The following is a 14,070-nucleotide window of genomic DNA, read 5'->3' as shown; positions in this document are numbered from 1 at the left end:
CTCTTTAATTCGCGGTAATGCGGACGGCGCGATCGCCGCACGGCGGAAAGCCCAAGGCGACGATTGCGCGCGTCTTTCGACGGGGCCATATCCGTTGGCCATGAACGCGCCCTTCAAGACCGACGCCCTGCCCGAGTGGAATCTCGCCGACCTCTACGCCGGTCGCGACGACCCCCGGATCGAGACCGACCTGGCCGCCGCCAAGGCCGCCAATGACGAGCTGGCCTCGCTGGAGGGGCTGTTCCTGCAGGCCCGCGGCGAGCCCGAGCGCCTGGGCGTGCTGCTGGACCGCGGCGTCAAGCTGTACGAACAGGCCACCAACGGCCTGTGGGGCGTGGGGGCCTATGCGGGCTTGGCCGCCTCGACCGCCCGCGACGACCCGGCCTGGGCCAAGTTCGAGGCCGATCTGCGGGCCCGCTCGTCGGCCATCGCCGCCGAGAGCCTGTTCTTCTCGCTGGAGCTGAACCAGCTGGAGGACGGCGAGCTGGAGGCGGCGCTGAAGGCCTATCCGGCCGCCGTCCGCTGGACGCCCTGGCTGCGCCGCCTGCGCCTGTCGCGCCCGCACGAGCTGACGCCCGACCTGGAGCGCTACATCGTCGACCGCGGCCCGGCCGTCAGCAACTGGGTGCGGCTCTATGACGAGACCCTGGCCAAGCTCCAGGCCAAGGTCGGCGACGAGACCCTGACCCTGCCCGAGGCCCTGAACCGCCTGTCCGACCCCGACGGCAAGCGCCGCAAGGCCGCCGCCGACGGTCTGGCCAAGGCGCTGGAGGAGCGCGCCTCGACGCAAGGCCTGGTCCTCAACACCCTGGCCTTCGAAAAGCAGGTCGAGGACCGCTGGCGGCGGTTCGACGGCCCGGCCCAGTCGCGCCACCTGGCCAACGAGGTCGACGCCGACGCGGTCGACGCCCTGGAGCAGGCGGTGGTCGAGGCCTATCCGCGCCTGTCGCACCGCTACTACGCCCTGAAGGCCAAGGTCATGGGCCGCAAGACCCTCGACTACTGGGACCGCAACGCGCCGCTGACCGCCGCCGCGCCCAAGAGCTACGACTGGACCGAGGCGCAGGGCATCGTGCTGGAAAGCTTCCAGGCCCTGGCCCCGAAGTTCGCCGACACCGCCCGCACCTTCTTCGACCGGCCGTGGATCGACGCCCGGCCGCGCGCGGGCAAGCAGTCGGGGGCCTATTCGCACCCGGTCACCGCCGAGCGGCACCCCTATGTGTTCATGAACTACATGGGCGAGCGGCGCGACGTGCTGACCCTGGCCCACGAGCTGGGCCACGCCGTGCACCAGACCCTGTGCGCGCCGCTGGGCACCCTGCTGGCCGACACGCCCCTGACCCTGGCCGAGACCGCCTCGATCTTCGGCGAGGGCCTGGTGTTCGACCGCCTGCTGGCCGAGGCTGCGCCCAAGGACCGCAAGGGGCTGCTGGCCGGCAAGATCGAGGACGGGCTCAACACCGTCGTGCGTCAGATCGCCTTCCACCGCTTCGAGCGGCGCTTCCACGAGGCCCGCAAGGACGGCGAGCTGTCGCCCGACCAGATCGGCCGGCTGTGGCTGGAGGTGATGGCCGAGAGCCTGGGCCCGGCCGTCGTGCTGAACGACGGCTACGAGCACTACTGGGCCTATGTCAGCCACTTCGTGCACGCGCCGTTCTACGTCTACGCCTATGCGTTCGGCGACCTGCTGGTGCGCGGCCTGATGGAGAAGCGCCGCGAGGATCCGGACACCTTCGCCCCGCTCTACGAGGACCTGCTGGCCGCCGGCGGCACGCGCACCTATGTCGAAGCGCTCAAGCCCTTCGGCCTGAACCCGCGCGAAAAGGCGTTCTGGGCCGCGGGCTGCGCCCAGCTGGAACGCCTGGTCGACGAGTTCGAGGCGCTGGTGTGAAGACCCCCTTGGTCGCGGAGTTTATCCTGCGGCCGGCCAAAGGCCGGTCCGGAGGGCGACAGCCCCCCCAGAGGGGGAGCAACTGCGCCGAGCTAGCTCCTCCCCCTCTGGGGGAGGTGGCCCGGAGGGCCGGAGGGGGCTCGCCGCATGGCCGCTGACCCCCGCGACCCCGAGCGCAACCGCCTTACCGGCCGCATGTCGCGCTTCGCCAAGGTCGGGGCTGGCCTCTCCGGCGCGGCGGTCAGCTACGGCGCCAACAGCCTGTTCGGCGGCGACAGCGCCGACGCCCGCAACGCCAAGGCGCTGAGGGCGGCCCTGGGCGGGCTGAAGGGACCGCTGATGAAGGCGGCCCAGATGTTCGCCACCGTGCCGGACCTGCTGCCGCCGGAGTTCGCCGCCGAGCTGGCCGAGCTGCAGACCAACGCTCCGGCCATGGGCTGGCCGTTCGTCCGTCGGCGGATGGCCGCCGAGTTGGGGCCGGACTGGGCCGGCCGGTTCCAGAGCTTCGAGCACGAGGCCGCCGCCGCCGCGTCCCTGGGCCAGGTGCACCGCGCCGTCGGCCCGGACGGCCGCGCCCTGGCGGTCAAGCTGCAGTATCCGGACATGCAGAGCGCGGTCGAAAGCGACCTCTCCCAGCTGCGCGCCCTGATCGGCCTGTTCAAGCGGATGGACGGCTCGATCGACCCCAGCGAGATGATCGTCGAGGTCGGCGACCGGCTGCGCGAGGAGCTGGACTACGAGCGCGAGGCCAGGCTGATGGCCGTCTATGGCGGCTTCTTCACCGGCCGCGACGACATCCGCGTGCCCGAGCCCGTTGCGTCGCTGTCGACCCGGCGGCTGCTCAGCATGACCTGGCTGGACGGCCGAGGCCTGCTGACCTTCAAGGACGCGCCGCAGGAAACCCGCGACCGCATCGCCGCCCTGCTGTTCGAGGCCTGGTGGAGTCCGATGACCCACCTGGGGATCATCCACGGCGACCCCCACCTGGGCAACTACACGTTCGGCGGCCCCGAAGGGAGCGACGGCGCGGCGCACCTGAACCTGCTGGACTTCGGCTGCATCCGCATCTTTCCGCCGCGCTTCGTGGCCGGGGTGGTGCGGCTGTACCGCGCCCTGTCCAACGACGACCGCGCCGAGCAGGTCGAGGCCTATCGCAGCTGGGGCTTCGCCAATCTGAACGACGACCTCGTGGACGTGCTGAACGTCTGGGCGCGGTTCATCTACGGCCCGCTGCTTGACGATCGGGTGCGCAGCGTCGCCGACGACGTGCCGCCCGGCGAATACGGCCGCCGCGAGGCCTTCAAGGTGCGCCAGGCCCTGAAGGCCAAGGGGCCGGTGCTGATCCCGCGCGAGTTCGTGTTCATGGATCGCGCCGCCATCGGCCTGGGCGCGGCCTTCCTGCACCTGGGGGCGCGACATAACTGGAAGGCCCTGTTCGAGGCGTCGCTGGAAGGCTTCTCGGAGGAGGGGCTGGCCCGGCGGCAGGCGGCGGTGCTGAGCGCGGCGGGGGTGGTTTGATCTCCTCCCCCGTGAAACGGGGGAGGTGTCCGCGCAGCGGACGGAGGGGGCGGCCGGCCGCCGCACGCGCCCCCTCCGTCACGATGCGTATTCGCATCGCGCCACCTCCCCCGCTATGCGGGTGAGGAGAAGGAACAACAGATGACCCCACGCACCCTCAAGCGCCTCCACCCCGCCCAGCGCGACGACATCGCCGACCTGACCACGCGCCGCCCGCTGCCCGGGCCGGCGATCTCGCAGCTGGATCCGTTCCTGTTCCTCAACCACCACGGCCCGCAGGTCTATCCGCCCCACAACCGCGGCCTGCCGTTCGGGCCGCATCCGCATCGCGGCTTCGAGACAGTGACCTTTATCCTGGAGGGCGAGCTTTCGCACCTCGACAGCGGCGGCCACGAGAGCGTGATCGGACCGGGCGGCGTGCAGTGGATGACCGCCGGCCGCGGTCTGGTCCACGCCGAGCTGTCGCCGGCCAGCTTCAAGCAGGCGGGCGGATCGCTGGAGATCCTGCAGCTGTGGGTCAACCTGCCGGGCCGGCTGAAGATGACCGCGCCGAACTACCTGGGCCTGCAGGGCGACGCGATCCCCAAGGTCGAGGCCGGCGGCGCGAAGATCGAGGTGATCTCCGGCGCGGTCGACGGCGTGACCGGTCCGTTCCCGTCGCTGATCGGCGTCGAGATGAGCGTCGCGCGCCTGGCGCCGGGCGGAGCGGTGACCCTGCCGGTCGCCCCGGGGCGGGCGGTGTTCCTGTACGTGGTCTCCGGAGAGATCGCGGTCGGCGGCCGGGGCGCGCCCCAAATGGCTCCGAAGTGGAACCTGGTCGAGCTGAACGACGACGGCGACGCCGTGGCCTTCGACGCGCCCGCCGGCGCGGTGGTGTTGCTGGGCCACGCCGAGCCGATCGGCGAACCGGTCTTCGCCCACGGGCCGTTCGTGATGAACACCCGCGAGGAGATCATCCAGGCGATCGACGACTATAACGCCGGGAAGTTCGGGGCGGTGGCGGGCTGACGACCCTCGACAAAAGCCTGTCATCCCGGATCTGCGGGCTTCGCGCTTGTCCGGGATGACAACCTTACTGATCGTACTCCCTGAGCAACTTCTCCAGCCGCCGCTGCTCCGGCTTCAGCACCCGGAAGAACCGCAGCGTGTTCCAGCCGACGCTGGCGCCCAGGGCGAGGCCGAACACCAGCAGCATCTGCACCATGTCGCGGTCGGTGGTCTTGCCGACGTCGTTCAGCTGGACGACCGCGACCACCAAGGGGACCAGGAACACCGGCAGGCTGAACCAGAAGATCCGGTAGTTGGTCCGCGCCCGGCGGTTGGCGGCCAGCAGGGCCTCCAGAGTCTGGCGCACCGGCGATCCGTCGCGCGGGGGCCGCCTGGCCAGCAGGCCGGCGACCAGCACCGCCGCCAGCATCATCCAGCAGACGCCCAGCATGGCCAGGGCGCCCCACTCGCGGCCGATATGGGTCTGGCCGACCAGGATCGACCGTCCGGCGATGGCCGTGAAGATAGTCATGGCTGCGACGGGGATCGCCAGCAGCTGGATCTCGCCGCGGCGGCGGGCTTTCAGCGCGTGCATCAGTTGCTCCATCAGATAGGCCTGGGCCTGTTGATCGGGGGTGTTGGCCCGGGACCGCCAGACCTGTTCGAGACGCTCAAACTCCATCGGCGCGCTCCTCCACGAGGTCCGAGAGCCGTCGACGGACCCGGCTGAGGCGGGCGCCGACATTGGTTTCGCTGAGACCGTGCACGCGCGCGATCTCGGCATAGGGCTGGCCGTCCAGCGACAGCAGGATCAGCGAGCGGTCCAGCGGCGGCAGGGTGCGGATGGCGTCGTAGAGCCTGTCCAGCAGGCCGGCCTCCGGCGTGGCGCCGACCTCCAGGCGCAAGGCCGTCTCGGCCTCGATCGCCGCGCGCCGCCGCTGGCGGCGGGTCTCGCCGCGCTTCCAGGTCAGGGCGGTGTTGTGGGCGACGCGGTAGACGAAGGTCAGGTCGGCGCTCTCGCCGCGGAAGCGGGGGCGGGCCCGCCACACCGCCAGCATCAGTTCCTGCATCAGGTCGTGCTGGTCGGCCGGCTCGGCGAAGGCGCGGGCCGTCCGGCGCAAGGCGCCCAGGTGCGGCGCCAGCCACGCCGCGAAAGCCTCGTCCTCCTGCCGTCCAGCGCCCATGGCCGCCTTTTCTTAAGAATGCCCCGTTTTCGAAAGGTTAGACGCCGGCGGCCGCGCCGTCCTTACAAGGTCCCGTCGAAGTTTGCCCAAAGGCTTCCCCAGCGTCGCGCTTGCCACGCTTCAAACGCTCGTTAGACTTTGCCCATGTCCGACGATCTCACCGACGCCCAGGCCGCCGCCATCCCCGAGGGCTACAGCCAGCTGAACTGGTCGCGCGGCTTCGGCCGGCAGATCGGGCCGCTGTACGAACACCGCGCCGGCCCGGGCGAGGCGACCCTGGGTTTCCGGGTCGAGGAGCACCACACCAACGGCCTGGGCAATTGCCACGGCGGCATGCTGATGAGCTTCGCCGACATGGCCTGGGGCCGGCTCATCTCGCTGCGGAAGTCCTACAGCTGGGTCACCGTGCGGCTGAACTGCGATTTCCTGTCCGGGGCCCAGCTCGGCGACTTCGTCGAGGGGCGGGGCGAACTGATCGCCGAGCAGGACCTGGTGTTCACCGTGCGCGGCCGCATCTGGGCCGGCCAGCGGACGCTGATGACCGGAACCGGGGTCTTCAAGGCCCTGGCCCCGCGCACCCCGCGTCCCGGCGAGATCGCCTACATGGAAAAGGCCTGAGCATGGCCGACGATCCCGCGCCCCTGTCGCTGCTCGGCCCGTTCCACGGCGAGAAGCCGCCAGCCCCCGCCTGGTTCGAGGCGGCGCTCGCGCTCGCGCCCGAACGCTCGCGCATTCCTGTCCAGGGCGCGGAGATCGAGCTCCTGACCTGGGGCGAGGTCGGCAAGCCGGGCCTGCTGTTCCTGCATGGCAACGGCGCCCACGCCGACTGGTGGAGCTTCATCGCGCCGTTCTTCGCCCAGGACTGGCGGGTGGCGGCGATCTCATGGTCGGGCATGGGCGGCTCGGACTGGCGTCCGGCCTATTCCGCCGAACTGTTCGCGGCCGAGATCTTCGCGGCGGTGGAGGCGGCGCAGCTGGAGGCGGGCGGCGTGAAGCCGATCCTGGTCGGCCATTCGTTCGGCGGTTTTCCCACCCTTTATTGCGGCGCCGAGCACGCCGACCGCCTGCGCGGGATCGTCATGGTCGACAGCAGCATCCAGCCGCCGGAAAAGCGCTGGCGCGGCCCGCCGCCGCGCCCCGACGCCGCCAACCGGGTCTATCCGACGCTGGAGGCGGCCCTGGCCCGCTTCCGCCTGGCCCCGCCGCAGGGCTGCGAGAACCTCTACATCGCCGATTACATCGCGCGGGGGTCTCTCAAGCAAGTCGAGGGCGGCTGGACCTGGAAGTTCGATCCGGCGATCTGGCAGCGGTTCTCGATGCCGGACCTGGGCCTGCTGCTGCCGCGCATCGCCTGCCCGGCGGCCCTGATGTGGGGCGAGCGCTCGGCCCTGATGCACGCCGAGACCCTGGACTACATGATCGGCGAGATGCCCGACGCCGTCCTGCGCGCGCCGATCCCCGACGCCGACCACCACGTGATGGTCGACCAGCCGCTGGCCTTCGTGGCGGGGCTGCGGGGACTGCTGGCGGGGTGGGGTAGCGACTGGGCCTGAGCAATGGTCCTCATCCTGAGCTTGTCGAAGGACGAGGACCACGCGCCAGATTTGACGACAGGCGCCAGATTCAGAAGTTTAGAGCGCGTTTGGCGGGCGAAACCGCTCATACTTTCGCCCAACGCGCTCTAGGTCGGCTGAGGGCAGAGGAAACTGGCCGTCACGTCGCTGAGCGGTCCGGGCCAGTCGCCGAACATGATGGCGCCGCTGAAGAAATAGAGCGGCGAGGCCGGAAAGCTGAGGTTCATGTTGAACTTCAAGTCCTCCCCGGCGCTCTGCGCGATGATCGTGAGCGGAAAGCCGATAAGCGGGGCGTTGTCGTAGATGAACATCAGTCCGGTGTAGGGCGAGATGACGGGCAGGGCCGGGTTGGGAAACTCCAGCGTGCCGGTGACCGGCACGACGTCGCAACGGGCCGAAGACGCCTGCGAAGGATCGCCGCTCACCGCGGTCTTCAGATCCGGGACGACGATGGTCAGAATATAGTCGAAGCCGACCTGTTCTTCCGGGCCGGCCATGACGACGGGCTTGTAGACCGTGAGGTTCAGGGTGGTGGTTTCAGGCATCGACGCCTCCTGGGTTCATGTCTGGGTGGGATCGGCGACGCCGACGCATCGAATGGTAGAGTGATCACACAATGCTCTTTTTGGGTGAATGATATTTGTCACTCGCCTCCGATTGGCGGCGATTGCTGAAAGAGAGGGCGGTCCGAGGCGTTCATGGACGCGCTTTCCAGCACGGGCCGTGTCGGGAGGATGGGCCGCCGACGGGCCGAAAGGGCGTGCGGGATGACAACCGCCGGAGCGCCCGCTAAGCCCAGAGGCATGGATACCGCCTCCAAGCCCGCCGGCTCCGTCCTCGTCTACGCGCCCGACCGCGGCATCGGCGACCTGATGTGGCACCTGCCGACCGTCCGGGCCATCGCCGCTCGAACGCCCGAAGGCCAGGTGGTGCTGGCCGCGCGGCCGTCCAGTCGCGCCGCCGAGGTGCTGGCGGTCGAGCCGTCGGTCAGCCGGGTGGTCTATGCCCGCCACTTCTCCGGCGCGCTGAAGGGCGTGAAGGAGGTGCTCGACTTTTGGCGCATCTGCCGCGAGGTGAGGCCGCGCGCCGTGTGGATCCTGGAGAAGATCGGCCGCCCCGCCCAGGCCGCCTGGCTGGCCGGCGTGCCTGAGCGGCGCGGGTTCGGCCTGGGTCACGGAAGCCAGGAGCAGTGGCTGCAGGGGCCATTCCTGCCCAAGGCCATGCGGCCCGACCATCGGCTGGACAAGCTGGCGGCGTTCGAGGTCCTGCACGGCCTGAAGGTCGACAGCCGCGAGCCGGGCCTGTTGCTGGACCCCAAGGCCGTGGCGGCGGTCCAGGCGCGGTTCGGCCGCCTGCCCGGCCCGTGGCTGGTGCTGGGCGTCGGGGCCAGCGAACCGGCCCGCACTTGGCCGGCCGAGCGCTTCGCCGCCGTGTCGCAAGCCGTGGCCGACCTGTTCCCGACGGTCTTCTGGCTGGGCGGACCGAACGACGCCCCGCGCCTGGAGGCGAGCGTGGCCGCCCGGTTCGGGTCCGGTCGCGACATCCTGGCCTGCGACCTGCCGCTGGACCAGGCCGCCGCCCTGATCGCCCTGTCGGCCGGATTCCTGGGCAACGACTCCGGGCCGCTGAACGTCGCCGCCTCGGTGGGGCGGCCGGCCATCGGCCTGATGGGCACCAGCCCCGTGCCGGCCTATTCGCGCTGGCTCAGCCGCCTCGACGGCGGGGAGGGGCGGATCGCCGATATTTCGGTCGATCAGGCCGTCGCGGCTGTTCGAACGCGGTTCACCGACGAGGCCTGGGCCAATCGCGACATCCCGGCGGCTTGAGCCCGCGCCCCGCACGTTGTAAGCGGCGGGGCGTTTTTTAATTCCACCTGGGAAACTGACATGGCCGGCGACTACCAACGCGGTGAAATGGACATCCACGAACAGTCCGCGACCTTCGAAGCCTTTGGCAAGATGACCAAGTGGGGCTCGCTGGCCGTCGCCGTCCTGCTGCTGACCATCACCCTGTGGTTCTGCACCTCGGCCGGCTTCGTCGGCGGCGTGATCCCGGGAATCGTCCTGGCGGTCCTGGGCGTCGTGTTCCTGCGCGAAAAGCCCGCCTCCGCCCACTGACACCGGTAGACATCGGTATATTTTTGCCCATGCCGTAAGCGTAAGGCTCGACATCGGGCAAGAACATCCCCTAGAGAGACGCGCAAGCTCGTCGGAGCAAGCAGCGTCCTTGGGAGGGGTATGCCGATGGCCGTTATCGCCGTCACGAAAGAGACCCGCGGTGGCGAGACCCGGGTCGCGGCCACGCCCGAGACCGTCAAGAAGCTGGTCGCGGCCGGTTTCTCGGTCGTGGTCGAGGCCGGGGCGGGGACCGCGGCTTCGTATCCGGACGCCGACTACGAGGCGGCCGGGGCCAAGCTGGCCAAGACGGCGAAGGACGCCCTGAAGGACGCCGACGTCCTGTTCAAGGTCCGCGCCCCCGAAGCCGCCGAGATCGCCGCCCTGAAGAAGGGCGCGATCGTCGCCGCGGCGCTCAATCCGTACCAGGACAAGGACACGCTGAACGCCCTGGCCAAGGCCGGCGCCAGCGCCTTGGCCATGGAGTTCATCCCGCGCATCACCCGGGCTCAGGTGATGGACATGCTGTCCTCGCAGGCCAATCTCGCCGGCTACCGCGCCGTGATCGAGGCGGCCGAGGCCTATGGCAAGGCCCTGCCGATGATGATGACCGCCGCCGGCACGGTCGCCGCGGCCAAGGTCTTCGTGATGGGCGTGGGCGTGGCCGGCCTGCAGGCCATCGCCACCGCCCGCCGCCTGGGCGCGGTGGTCACCGCCACCGACGTCCGTCCGGCCACCAAGGAGCAGGTCGAAAGCCTGGGCGCCAAGTTCCTGGCCGTCGAGGACGAGGAGTTCAAGAACGCCCAGACCGCCGGCGGCTACGCCAAGGAGATGTCGAAGGAATACCAGGCCAAGCAGGCCGAGTTGGTTTCCTCGCACATCGCCAAGCAGGACATCGTCATCACCACGGCCCTGATCCCTGGCCGCCCGGCGCCCAAGCTGGTCAACGCCGCCCAGGTCGCCTCGATGAAGCCCGGCTCGGTGCTGGTCGACCTGGCCATCGAGGCCGGCGGCAACGTCGAGGGCGGCAAGCTGGGCGAGGTCGCGGTCACCGCCAACGGCGTCAAGATCCTGGGCATCCCCAACCTGCCCGGCCGCGTGGCCACCGACGCCTCGGCGCTCTACGCCCGCAACCTGTTCGCCCTGTCCAGCCTGTTCCTGAACAAGGAGGGCGCCTTCGCCCCCGACTTCGAGGATGAGATCCTCAAGGCGGCCCTGGTCACCCAGGGCGGGGCGGTGGTGCATCCGAGCTTGCTGGCCGGTTAGTTCACTGCGTGAAAACCTCGTGCTTCGACAGGCTCAGCATGAGGTTTTCAAGGAACGGGCGGTTCATTCCGCCCTCATCCTGAGCCTGTCGAAGGACGAGGGCGGTCGCACCGCCTCTCAAAAAGAGGGATTGAGATGGAAGCCGTCGACCCCACCGTGTTCCGCCTGGCGATCTTCGTGCTCGCCATCTTCGTGGGCTACTACGTCGTCTGGAGCGTCACGCCCGCCCTGCACACCCCGCTGATGGCCGTGACCAACGCCATCTCGTCGGTGATCATCGTCGGCGCCCTGCTGGCCGCCGCCGCCCACGGGGCCCACAGCGACCTGGACGGCGGCACGGTCGCCGCTTCGACCTGGATCTCCAAGGGGGCCGGCGCCATCGCCGCCGCCTTCGCCGCGGTCAATATCTTCGGCGGCTTCCTGGTCACCAACCGGATGCTGGCCATGTACAAGAAGAAAGAGAAGAAGTGAGCGCGGCGCGCCCCGATCCCACCATACTGCTGTTGAGCGTGGCTCTTCCGATCGTCGGCACGGCGTTCGTTATCCTGCTCCTGAAGGTCAAAGGATTCCTGTTCTTCGATTTTGGTCGGGAGGATCGCAAGCGCCCGCGGCTGCTGGCGGCTCCCCTCTTGGTCGTGCTGACCCTGGCGATGGGCGCTAACGCCTTTTTCCATAAGGAAGCCATCGCGGGTGGCGCATGGATCGTCCTGTGCGTGGCCGTCATCGCGCTGTCCCTGACGAAGTCCAGCCGGGAGGCCAAGGCCGAGTTCCTCAAGCGTATGCACGCGGAACTCGCCAAGCAGGAGGCTTCACGGTGAGCGTCCCTTCAGTCTTCGCGCCGGGAAGCTGACATGTTCGGCGGCAAGCGCATCGTCAAGCAGGCCCAGGTCGCCAACCGCATCGCGCTGGAGCGGTGGTGGGACGAGCTGCGCGCTTCGCCCCGGGCCCGCGAGCCCGGGCGGCTGATCGCCCATGGCCGCAAGACCTACAGCCAGAACGACGAGGACGGCATCGTCCTGGAGATCTTCAACCGCATCGGCGAGGGCGACCGGCGGTTCATCGAGTTCGGCGTCCAGGCCGGGGTGGAGTGCAACACCGCCCTGCTGCTGATGGCCGGCTGGAGCGGCCTGTGGCTGGACGGTTCGGACAAGTATGTCGAGGCCGCCAAGGGCCACCAGGCCGTGGCCGTGGGCCAGGGGCGGCTGACCGTGCAGAAGGCCTTCGTGACCGCCGAGAACATCGACGGCCTGTTGGGGCCCTGGGCCGGCGGAACCGCCGAAAAGCCCGCCAGCGTCGATCTGCTGTCGATCGACATCGACGGCAACGATTACTGGATCTGGCGGGCGATCAGCGCCGTCCGGCCGCGCGTGGTGATCATAGAATATAACGCCGCCTATCCGCCGCCTGTGGCCTTCGTCGCCGAGTACAAGGCCGACCGGGTCTGGGACGGCGGCAACTATCACAGCGCCAGCCTCAGCAGCCTGGAGGCCCTGGGCCGCGCCAAGGGCTACGCCCTGGTCGGCTGCAACCTGTCGGGCGCCAACGCTTTCTTCGTGCGCGAGGACGAACTGGCCGGGGCCGACGGCCAGGCCCGCTTCGCCGCGCCCTATACGGCGGCCAACCACTACGAGCCGCCGCGCTACGACCTCTCCGGCCTGCCTTCGGGCCATCCGCCACGGTTCGGGGTCAACGCCGCGCCGACTGTGATCGAGGGGGAGGTGTCGTGAGCGACAGCGCCTCGCCACTTCTGACCGCCGTCATCATGGGAAGCTTCTTCGCAGGCTGCCTCCTTCTGACGATGTTCTGCCTTTGGGCAAGTGGACGTAGTCCGCGCGTCAGGTTCGCGGGAGAGGCGGTCGGCGGATTGTTCTATGCGGCGTTGGCCTCGGCTCAGGCGTGGAATGAGCGCCCAGCGCACTACTCAATGTTTTGGATCGCCGTCGTTGTCGTGTCGTTGCTGAACGCCGCTTTCGCGATCTACCGGATTTTCAAAACCTTTGGTCGGGACGCTGATGGCGTTGATCCGCCGGAAGCGGCCAAACCATGACATGCAATTCTCGTCGCGGCGTCGCCGCTCTCTCCTCGCCGCTCTTGGGGGCCAAGACCTGACATGAACGCCAATCTCGCCGCCATCCTCTACATCGTGTCGGGGGTGCTGTTCATCCTGGCGCTGCGCGGGCTGTCCAGCCCGGTGACCAGCCAGACGGGCAACCGCAACGGCATGATCGGCATGGCCATCGCCGTGCTGACCACCCTGGCCACGCTGTGGAAGCAGGGGGCGCTGGATCCCGTGACCATCGGCCTGATCCTGGGCGGGATCGCGGTCGGCGGCACGGTGGGGGCGCTGATCGCCCGCCGGGTGGCCATGACCTCGATGCCGCAGCTGGTGGCGGCCTTCCACAGCCTGGTCGGCATGGCCGCCTGCTTGGTGGCGGTGGCGGCGATCTACACCCCGGCGGCCTACGGCATCCTGGGCGCTGACGGCCAGGTGCACCTCAACAGCCTGATCGAGCTGTCGCTGGGCCTGGCCATCGGCGCGATCACCTTCACCGGCTCGGTCATCGCCTTCGCCAAGCTGAACGGCAACATGGGCGGCGCGCCGATCCTGCTGCCGGCCCGCCACCTGATCAACATCGTCATCGCCCTGGCCATCGTCGCCCTGGTGGTGGTGCTGGTGATGAGCGGCGGCCACGCCATCTGGGCCTTCTGGGGGATCTTCGCCTTGGCCCTGCTGATCGGCGTCACCCTGATCATCCCGATCGGCGGCGCCGACATGCCGGTCGTGGTCTCGATGCTGAACAGCTATTCGGGCTGGGCCGCGGCGGCGCTCGGCTTCACGCTGGAAAACACCACCCTGATCATCACCGGGGCCCTGGTCGGTTCGTCGGGCGCGATCCTGTCCTACATCATGTGCAAGGGCATGAACCGCAGCTTCATCTCGGTGATCCTGGGCGGCTTCGGGGCCGCCGACGCGGCGGCCGGCGGCGGCGGCAAGGTCGAGACCCGACCGGTCAAGCAGGGCAGCGCCGACGACGCGGCTTTCATCATGAAGAACGCCAGCAAGGTGATCATCGTCCCCGGCTACGGCATGGCCGTCAGCCAGGCCCAGCACGCCCTGCGCGAAATGGCCGACAAGCTGAAGGAGGAGGGCGTGGAGGTGAAGTACGCCATCCACCCCGTGGCCGGCCGCATGCCGGGCCACATGAACGTGCTGCTGGCCGAGGCCAACGTGCCCTATGACGAGGTGTTCGAGCTGGAGGACATCAACAGCGAGTTCTCGACCGCCGACGTGGCCTTCGTGATCGGCGCCAACGACGTCACCAACCCGGCGGCCAAGACCGACCCGCAGAGCCCGATCTTCGGCATGCCGATCCTGGATGTCGAAAAGGCCCGCACCGTGCTGTTCATCAAGCGCGGCATGTCCAGCGGCTACGCGGGCGTCGAGAACGAGCTGTTCTTCCGCGACAACACCATGATGCTGTTCGGCGACGCCAAGAAGATGGTCGAGGGGATCGTGAAGGGGCTGTGAGGCGGCG

At 69.2% G+C, this 14,070-nt stretch carries 16 protein-coding genes; 13 read left to right on the top strand and 3 right to left on the bottom strand.

The annotated features are described in order from the left end of the window. Nucleotides 1-100 precede the first annotated feature (100 nt). From BM066_RS03535 to BM066_RS03525, 3 genes are all read left to right on the top strand, one after another. Nucleotides 101-1,891 carry a M3 family oligoendopeptidase gene (locus tag BM066_RS03535; protein WP_018061342.1) on the top strand — a complete coding sequence of 597 codons (1,791 nt, stop codon included), beginning with the start codon at nucleotides 101-103 and terminating at the stop codon, nucleotides 1,889-1,891. A gap of 147 nt (nucleotides 1,892-2,038) precedes the next feature. Next, complete coding sequence (locus tag BM066_RS03530; protein WP_089924415.1) at nucleotides 2,039-3,409, top strand: ABC1 kinase family protein; 1,371 nt, start codon at nucleotides 2,039-2,041, stop codon at nucleotides 3,407-3,409. 141 nt (nucleotides 3,410-3,550) lie between these two features. After that, nucleotides 3,551-4,417: a pirin family protein gene (locus BM066_RS03525; protein ID WP_089924412.1), complete on the top strand. Its 867-nt coding sequence runs from the start codon at nucleotides 3,551-3,553 to the stop codon at nucleotides 4,415-4,417. A gap of 64 nt (nucleotides 4,418-4,481) precedes the next feature. Here the strand turns inward: BM066_RS03525 and BM066_RS03520 are convergent, their stop codons facing one another. Together BM066_RS03520 and BM066_RS03515 are read right to left on the bottom strand one after the other, a co-directional pair. Next, entirely contained in the window at nucleotides 4,482-5,078 is a 597-nt protein-coding gene (locus tag BM066_RS03520; RefSeq protein WP_018061013.1) for a hypothetical protein, read from the bottom strand. Then, nucleotides 5,068-5,580, bottom strand: a complete 513-nt coding sequence (locus BM066_RS03515; protein WP_089924410.1) for an RNA polymerase sigma factor — start codon at nucleotides 5,578-5,580, stop codon at nucleotides 5,068-5,070. The genes BM066_RS03520 and BM066_RS03515 overlap by 11 nt, the downstream gene beginning before the upstream one ends. A gap of 144 nt (nucleotides 5,581-5,724) precedes the next feature. Here BM066_RS03515 and BM066_RS03510 point away from each other — a divergent pair, with 144 nt between their 5' ends. Then, complete coding sequence (locus BM066_RS03510; protein ID WP_089924408.1) at nucleotides 5,725-6,198, top strand: PaaI family thioesterase; 474 nt, start codon at nucleotides 5,725-5,727, stop codon at nucleotides 6,196-6,198. Nucleotides 6,199-6,200: 2 nt separating this feature from the next. Then, nucleotides 6,201-7,133, top strand: coding sequence for an alpha/beta fold hydrolase (locus BM066_RS03505; protein ID WP_089924405.1), 933 nt, complete (start codon nucleotides 6,201-6,203; stop codon nucleotides 7,131-7,133). A gap of 128 nt (nucleotides 7,134-7,261) precedes the next feature. On the opposite strand, the gene BM066_RS03500 is transcribed toward BM066_RS03505, so the two are convergent. Next, a complete protein-coding gene (locus BM066_RS03500) occupies nucleotides 7,262-7,699 on the bottom strand; it encodes a hypothetical protein (RefSeq protein WP_089924404.1) in 438 nt (145 codons plus the stop codon). Between the two features lie 258 nt (nucleotides 7,700-7,957). Here BM066_RS03500 and BM066_RS03495 point away from each other — a divergent pair, with 258 nt between their 5' ends. From BM066_RS03495 to BM066_RS03460, 8 genes are all read left to right on the top strand, one after another. After that, complete coding sequence (locus tag BM066_RS03495) at nucleotides 7,958-8,980, top strand: glycosyltransferase family 9 protein (protein ID WP_089924401.1); 1,023 nt, start codon at nucleotides 7,958-7,960, stop codon at nucleotides 8,978-8,980. 60 nt (nucleotides 8,981-9,040) lie between these two features. Continuing rightward, the gene (locus tag BM066_RS03490; RefSeq protein WP_089924400.1) at nucleotides 9,041-9,271 is read left to right on the top strand and encodes an aa3-type cytochrome c oxidase subunit IV; all 231 of its coding nucleotides are present in this window, start codon (nucleotides 9,041-9,043) and stop codon (nucleotides 9,269-9,271) included. A gap of 120 nt (nucleotides 9,272-9,391) precedes the next feature. Continuing rightward, nucleotides 9,392-10,534: a Re/Si-specific NAD(P)(+) transhydrogenase subunit alpha gene (locus BM066_RS03485; protein ID WP_177218368.1), complete on the top strand. Its 1,143-nt coding sequence runs from the start codon at nucleotides 9,392-9,394 to the stop codon at nucleotides 10,532-10,534. Between the two features lie 135 nt (nucleotides 10,535-10,669). Then, nucleotides 10,670-11,005, top strand: a complete 336-nt coding sequence (locus BM066_RS03480) for an NAD(P) transhydrogenase subunit alpha part 2 (protein ID WP_057186238.1) — start codon at nucleotides 10,670-10,672, stop codon at nucleotides 11,003-11,005. Further along, entirely contained in the window at nucleotides 11,002-11,352 is a 351-nt protein-coding gene (locus tag BM066_RS03475) for a hypothetical protein (RefSeq protein WP_089924397.1), read from the top strand. The genes BM066_RS03480 and BM066_RS03475 overlap by 4 nt, the downstream gene beginning before the upstream one ends. A 33-nt stretch (nucleotides 11,353-11,385) precedes the next feature. After that, nucleotides 11,386-12,261, top strand: a complete 876-nt coding sequence (locus tag BM066_RS03470; RefSeq protein ID WP_089924394.1) for a hypothetical protein — start codon at nucleotides 11,386-11,388, stop codon at nucleotides 12,259-12,261. Continuing rightward, nucleotides 12,258-12,581, top strand: coding sequence for a hypothetical protein (locus BM066_RS03465; RefSeq protein ID WP_089924391.1), 324 nt, complete (start codon nucleotides 12,258-12,260; stop codon nucleotides 12,579-12,581). The genes BM066_RS03470 and BM066_RS03465 overlap by 4 nt, the downstream gene beginning before the upstream one ends. 63 nt (nucleotides 12,582-12,644) lie before the next feature. Beyond that, a complete protein-coding gene (locus tag BM066_RS03460) occupies nucleotides 12,645-14,063 on the top strand; it encodes an NAD(P)(+) transhydrogenase (Re/Si-specific) subunit beta (protein WP_089924389.1) in 1,419 nt (472 codons plus the stop codon). Nucleotides 14,064-14,070 lie beyond the last annotated feature (7 nt).

The organism is Caulobacter sp. UNC279MFTsu5.1 (assembly GCF_900114015.1).
GTDB lineage: Bacteria > Pseudomonadota > Alphaproteobacteria > Caulobacterales > Caulobacteraceae > Caulobacter.
This window is presented reverse-complemented; position numbering and strand designations above follow the sequence as displayed.

Excerpts from the sequence above, each read along its gene's own strand:
- BM066_RS03535 (WP_018061342.1), top strand. The coding sequence starts at position 101 with ATGAACGCGCCCTTCAAGACCGACGCCCTGCCCGAGTGGAATCTCGCC.
- BM066_RS03530 (WP_089924415.1), top strand. The coding sequence starts at position 2,039 with ATGGCCGCTGACCCCCGCGACCCCGAGCGCAACCGCCTTACCGGCCGC.
- BM066_RS03525 (WP_089924412.1), top strand. The coding sequence starts at position 3,551 with ATGACCCCACGCACCCTCAAGCGCCTCCACCCCGCCCAGCGCGACGAC.
- BM066_RS03520 (WP_018061013.1), bottom strand. The coding sequence starts at position 5,078 with ATGGAGTTTGAGCGTCTCGAACAGGTCTGGCGGTCCCGGGCCAACACC.
- BM066_RS03515 (WP_089924410.1), bottom strand. The coding sequence starts at position 5,580 with ATGGGCGCTGGACGGCAGGAGGACGAGGCTTTCGCGGCGTGGCTGGCG.
- BM066_RS03510 (WP_089924408.1), top strand. The coding sequence starts at position 5,725 with ATGTCCGACGATCTCACCGACGCCCAGGCCGCCGCCATCCCCGAGGGC.
- BM066_RS03505 (WP_089924405.1), top strand. The coding sequence starts at position 6,201 with ATGGCCGACGATCCCGCGCCCCTGTCGCTGCTCGGCCCGTTCCACGGC.
- BM066_RS03500 (WP_089924404.1), bottom strand. The coding sequence starts at position 7,699 with ATGCCTGAAACCACCACCCTGAACCTCACGGTCTACAAGCCCGTCGTC.
- BM066_RS03495 (WP_089924401.1), top strand. The coding sequence starts at position 7,958 with ATGGATACCGCCTCCAAGCCCGCCGGCTCCGTCCTCGTCTACGCGCCC.
- BM066_RS03490 (WP_089924400.1), top strand. The coding sequence starts at position 9,041 with ATGGCCGGCGACTACCAACGCGGTGAAATGGACATCCACGAACAGTCC.
- BM066_RS03485 (WP_177218368.1), top strand. The coding sequence starts at position 9,392 with ATGCCGATGGCCGTTATCGCCGTCACGAAAGAGACCCGCGGTGGCGAG.
- BM066_RS03480 (WP_057186238.1), top strand. The coding sequence starts at position 10,670 with ATGGAAGCCGTCGACCCCACCGTGTTCCGCCTGGCGATCTTCGTGCTC.
- BM066_RS03470 (WP_089924394.1), top strand. The coding sequence starts at position 11,386 with ATGTTCGGCGGCAAGCGCATCGTCAAGCAGGCCCAGGTCGCCAACCGC.
- BM066_RS03460 (WP_089924389.1), top strand. The coding sequence starts at position 12,645 with ATGAACGCCAATCTCGCCGCCATCCTCTACATCGTGTCGGGGGTGCTG.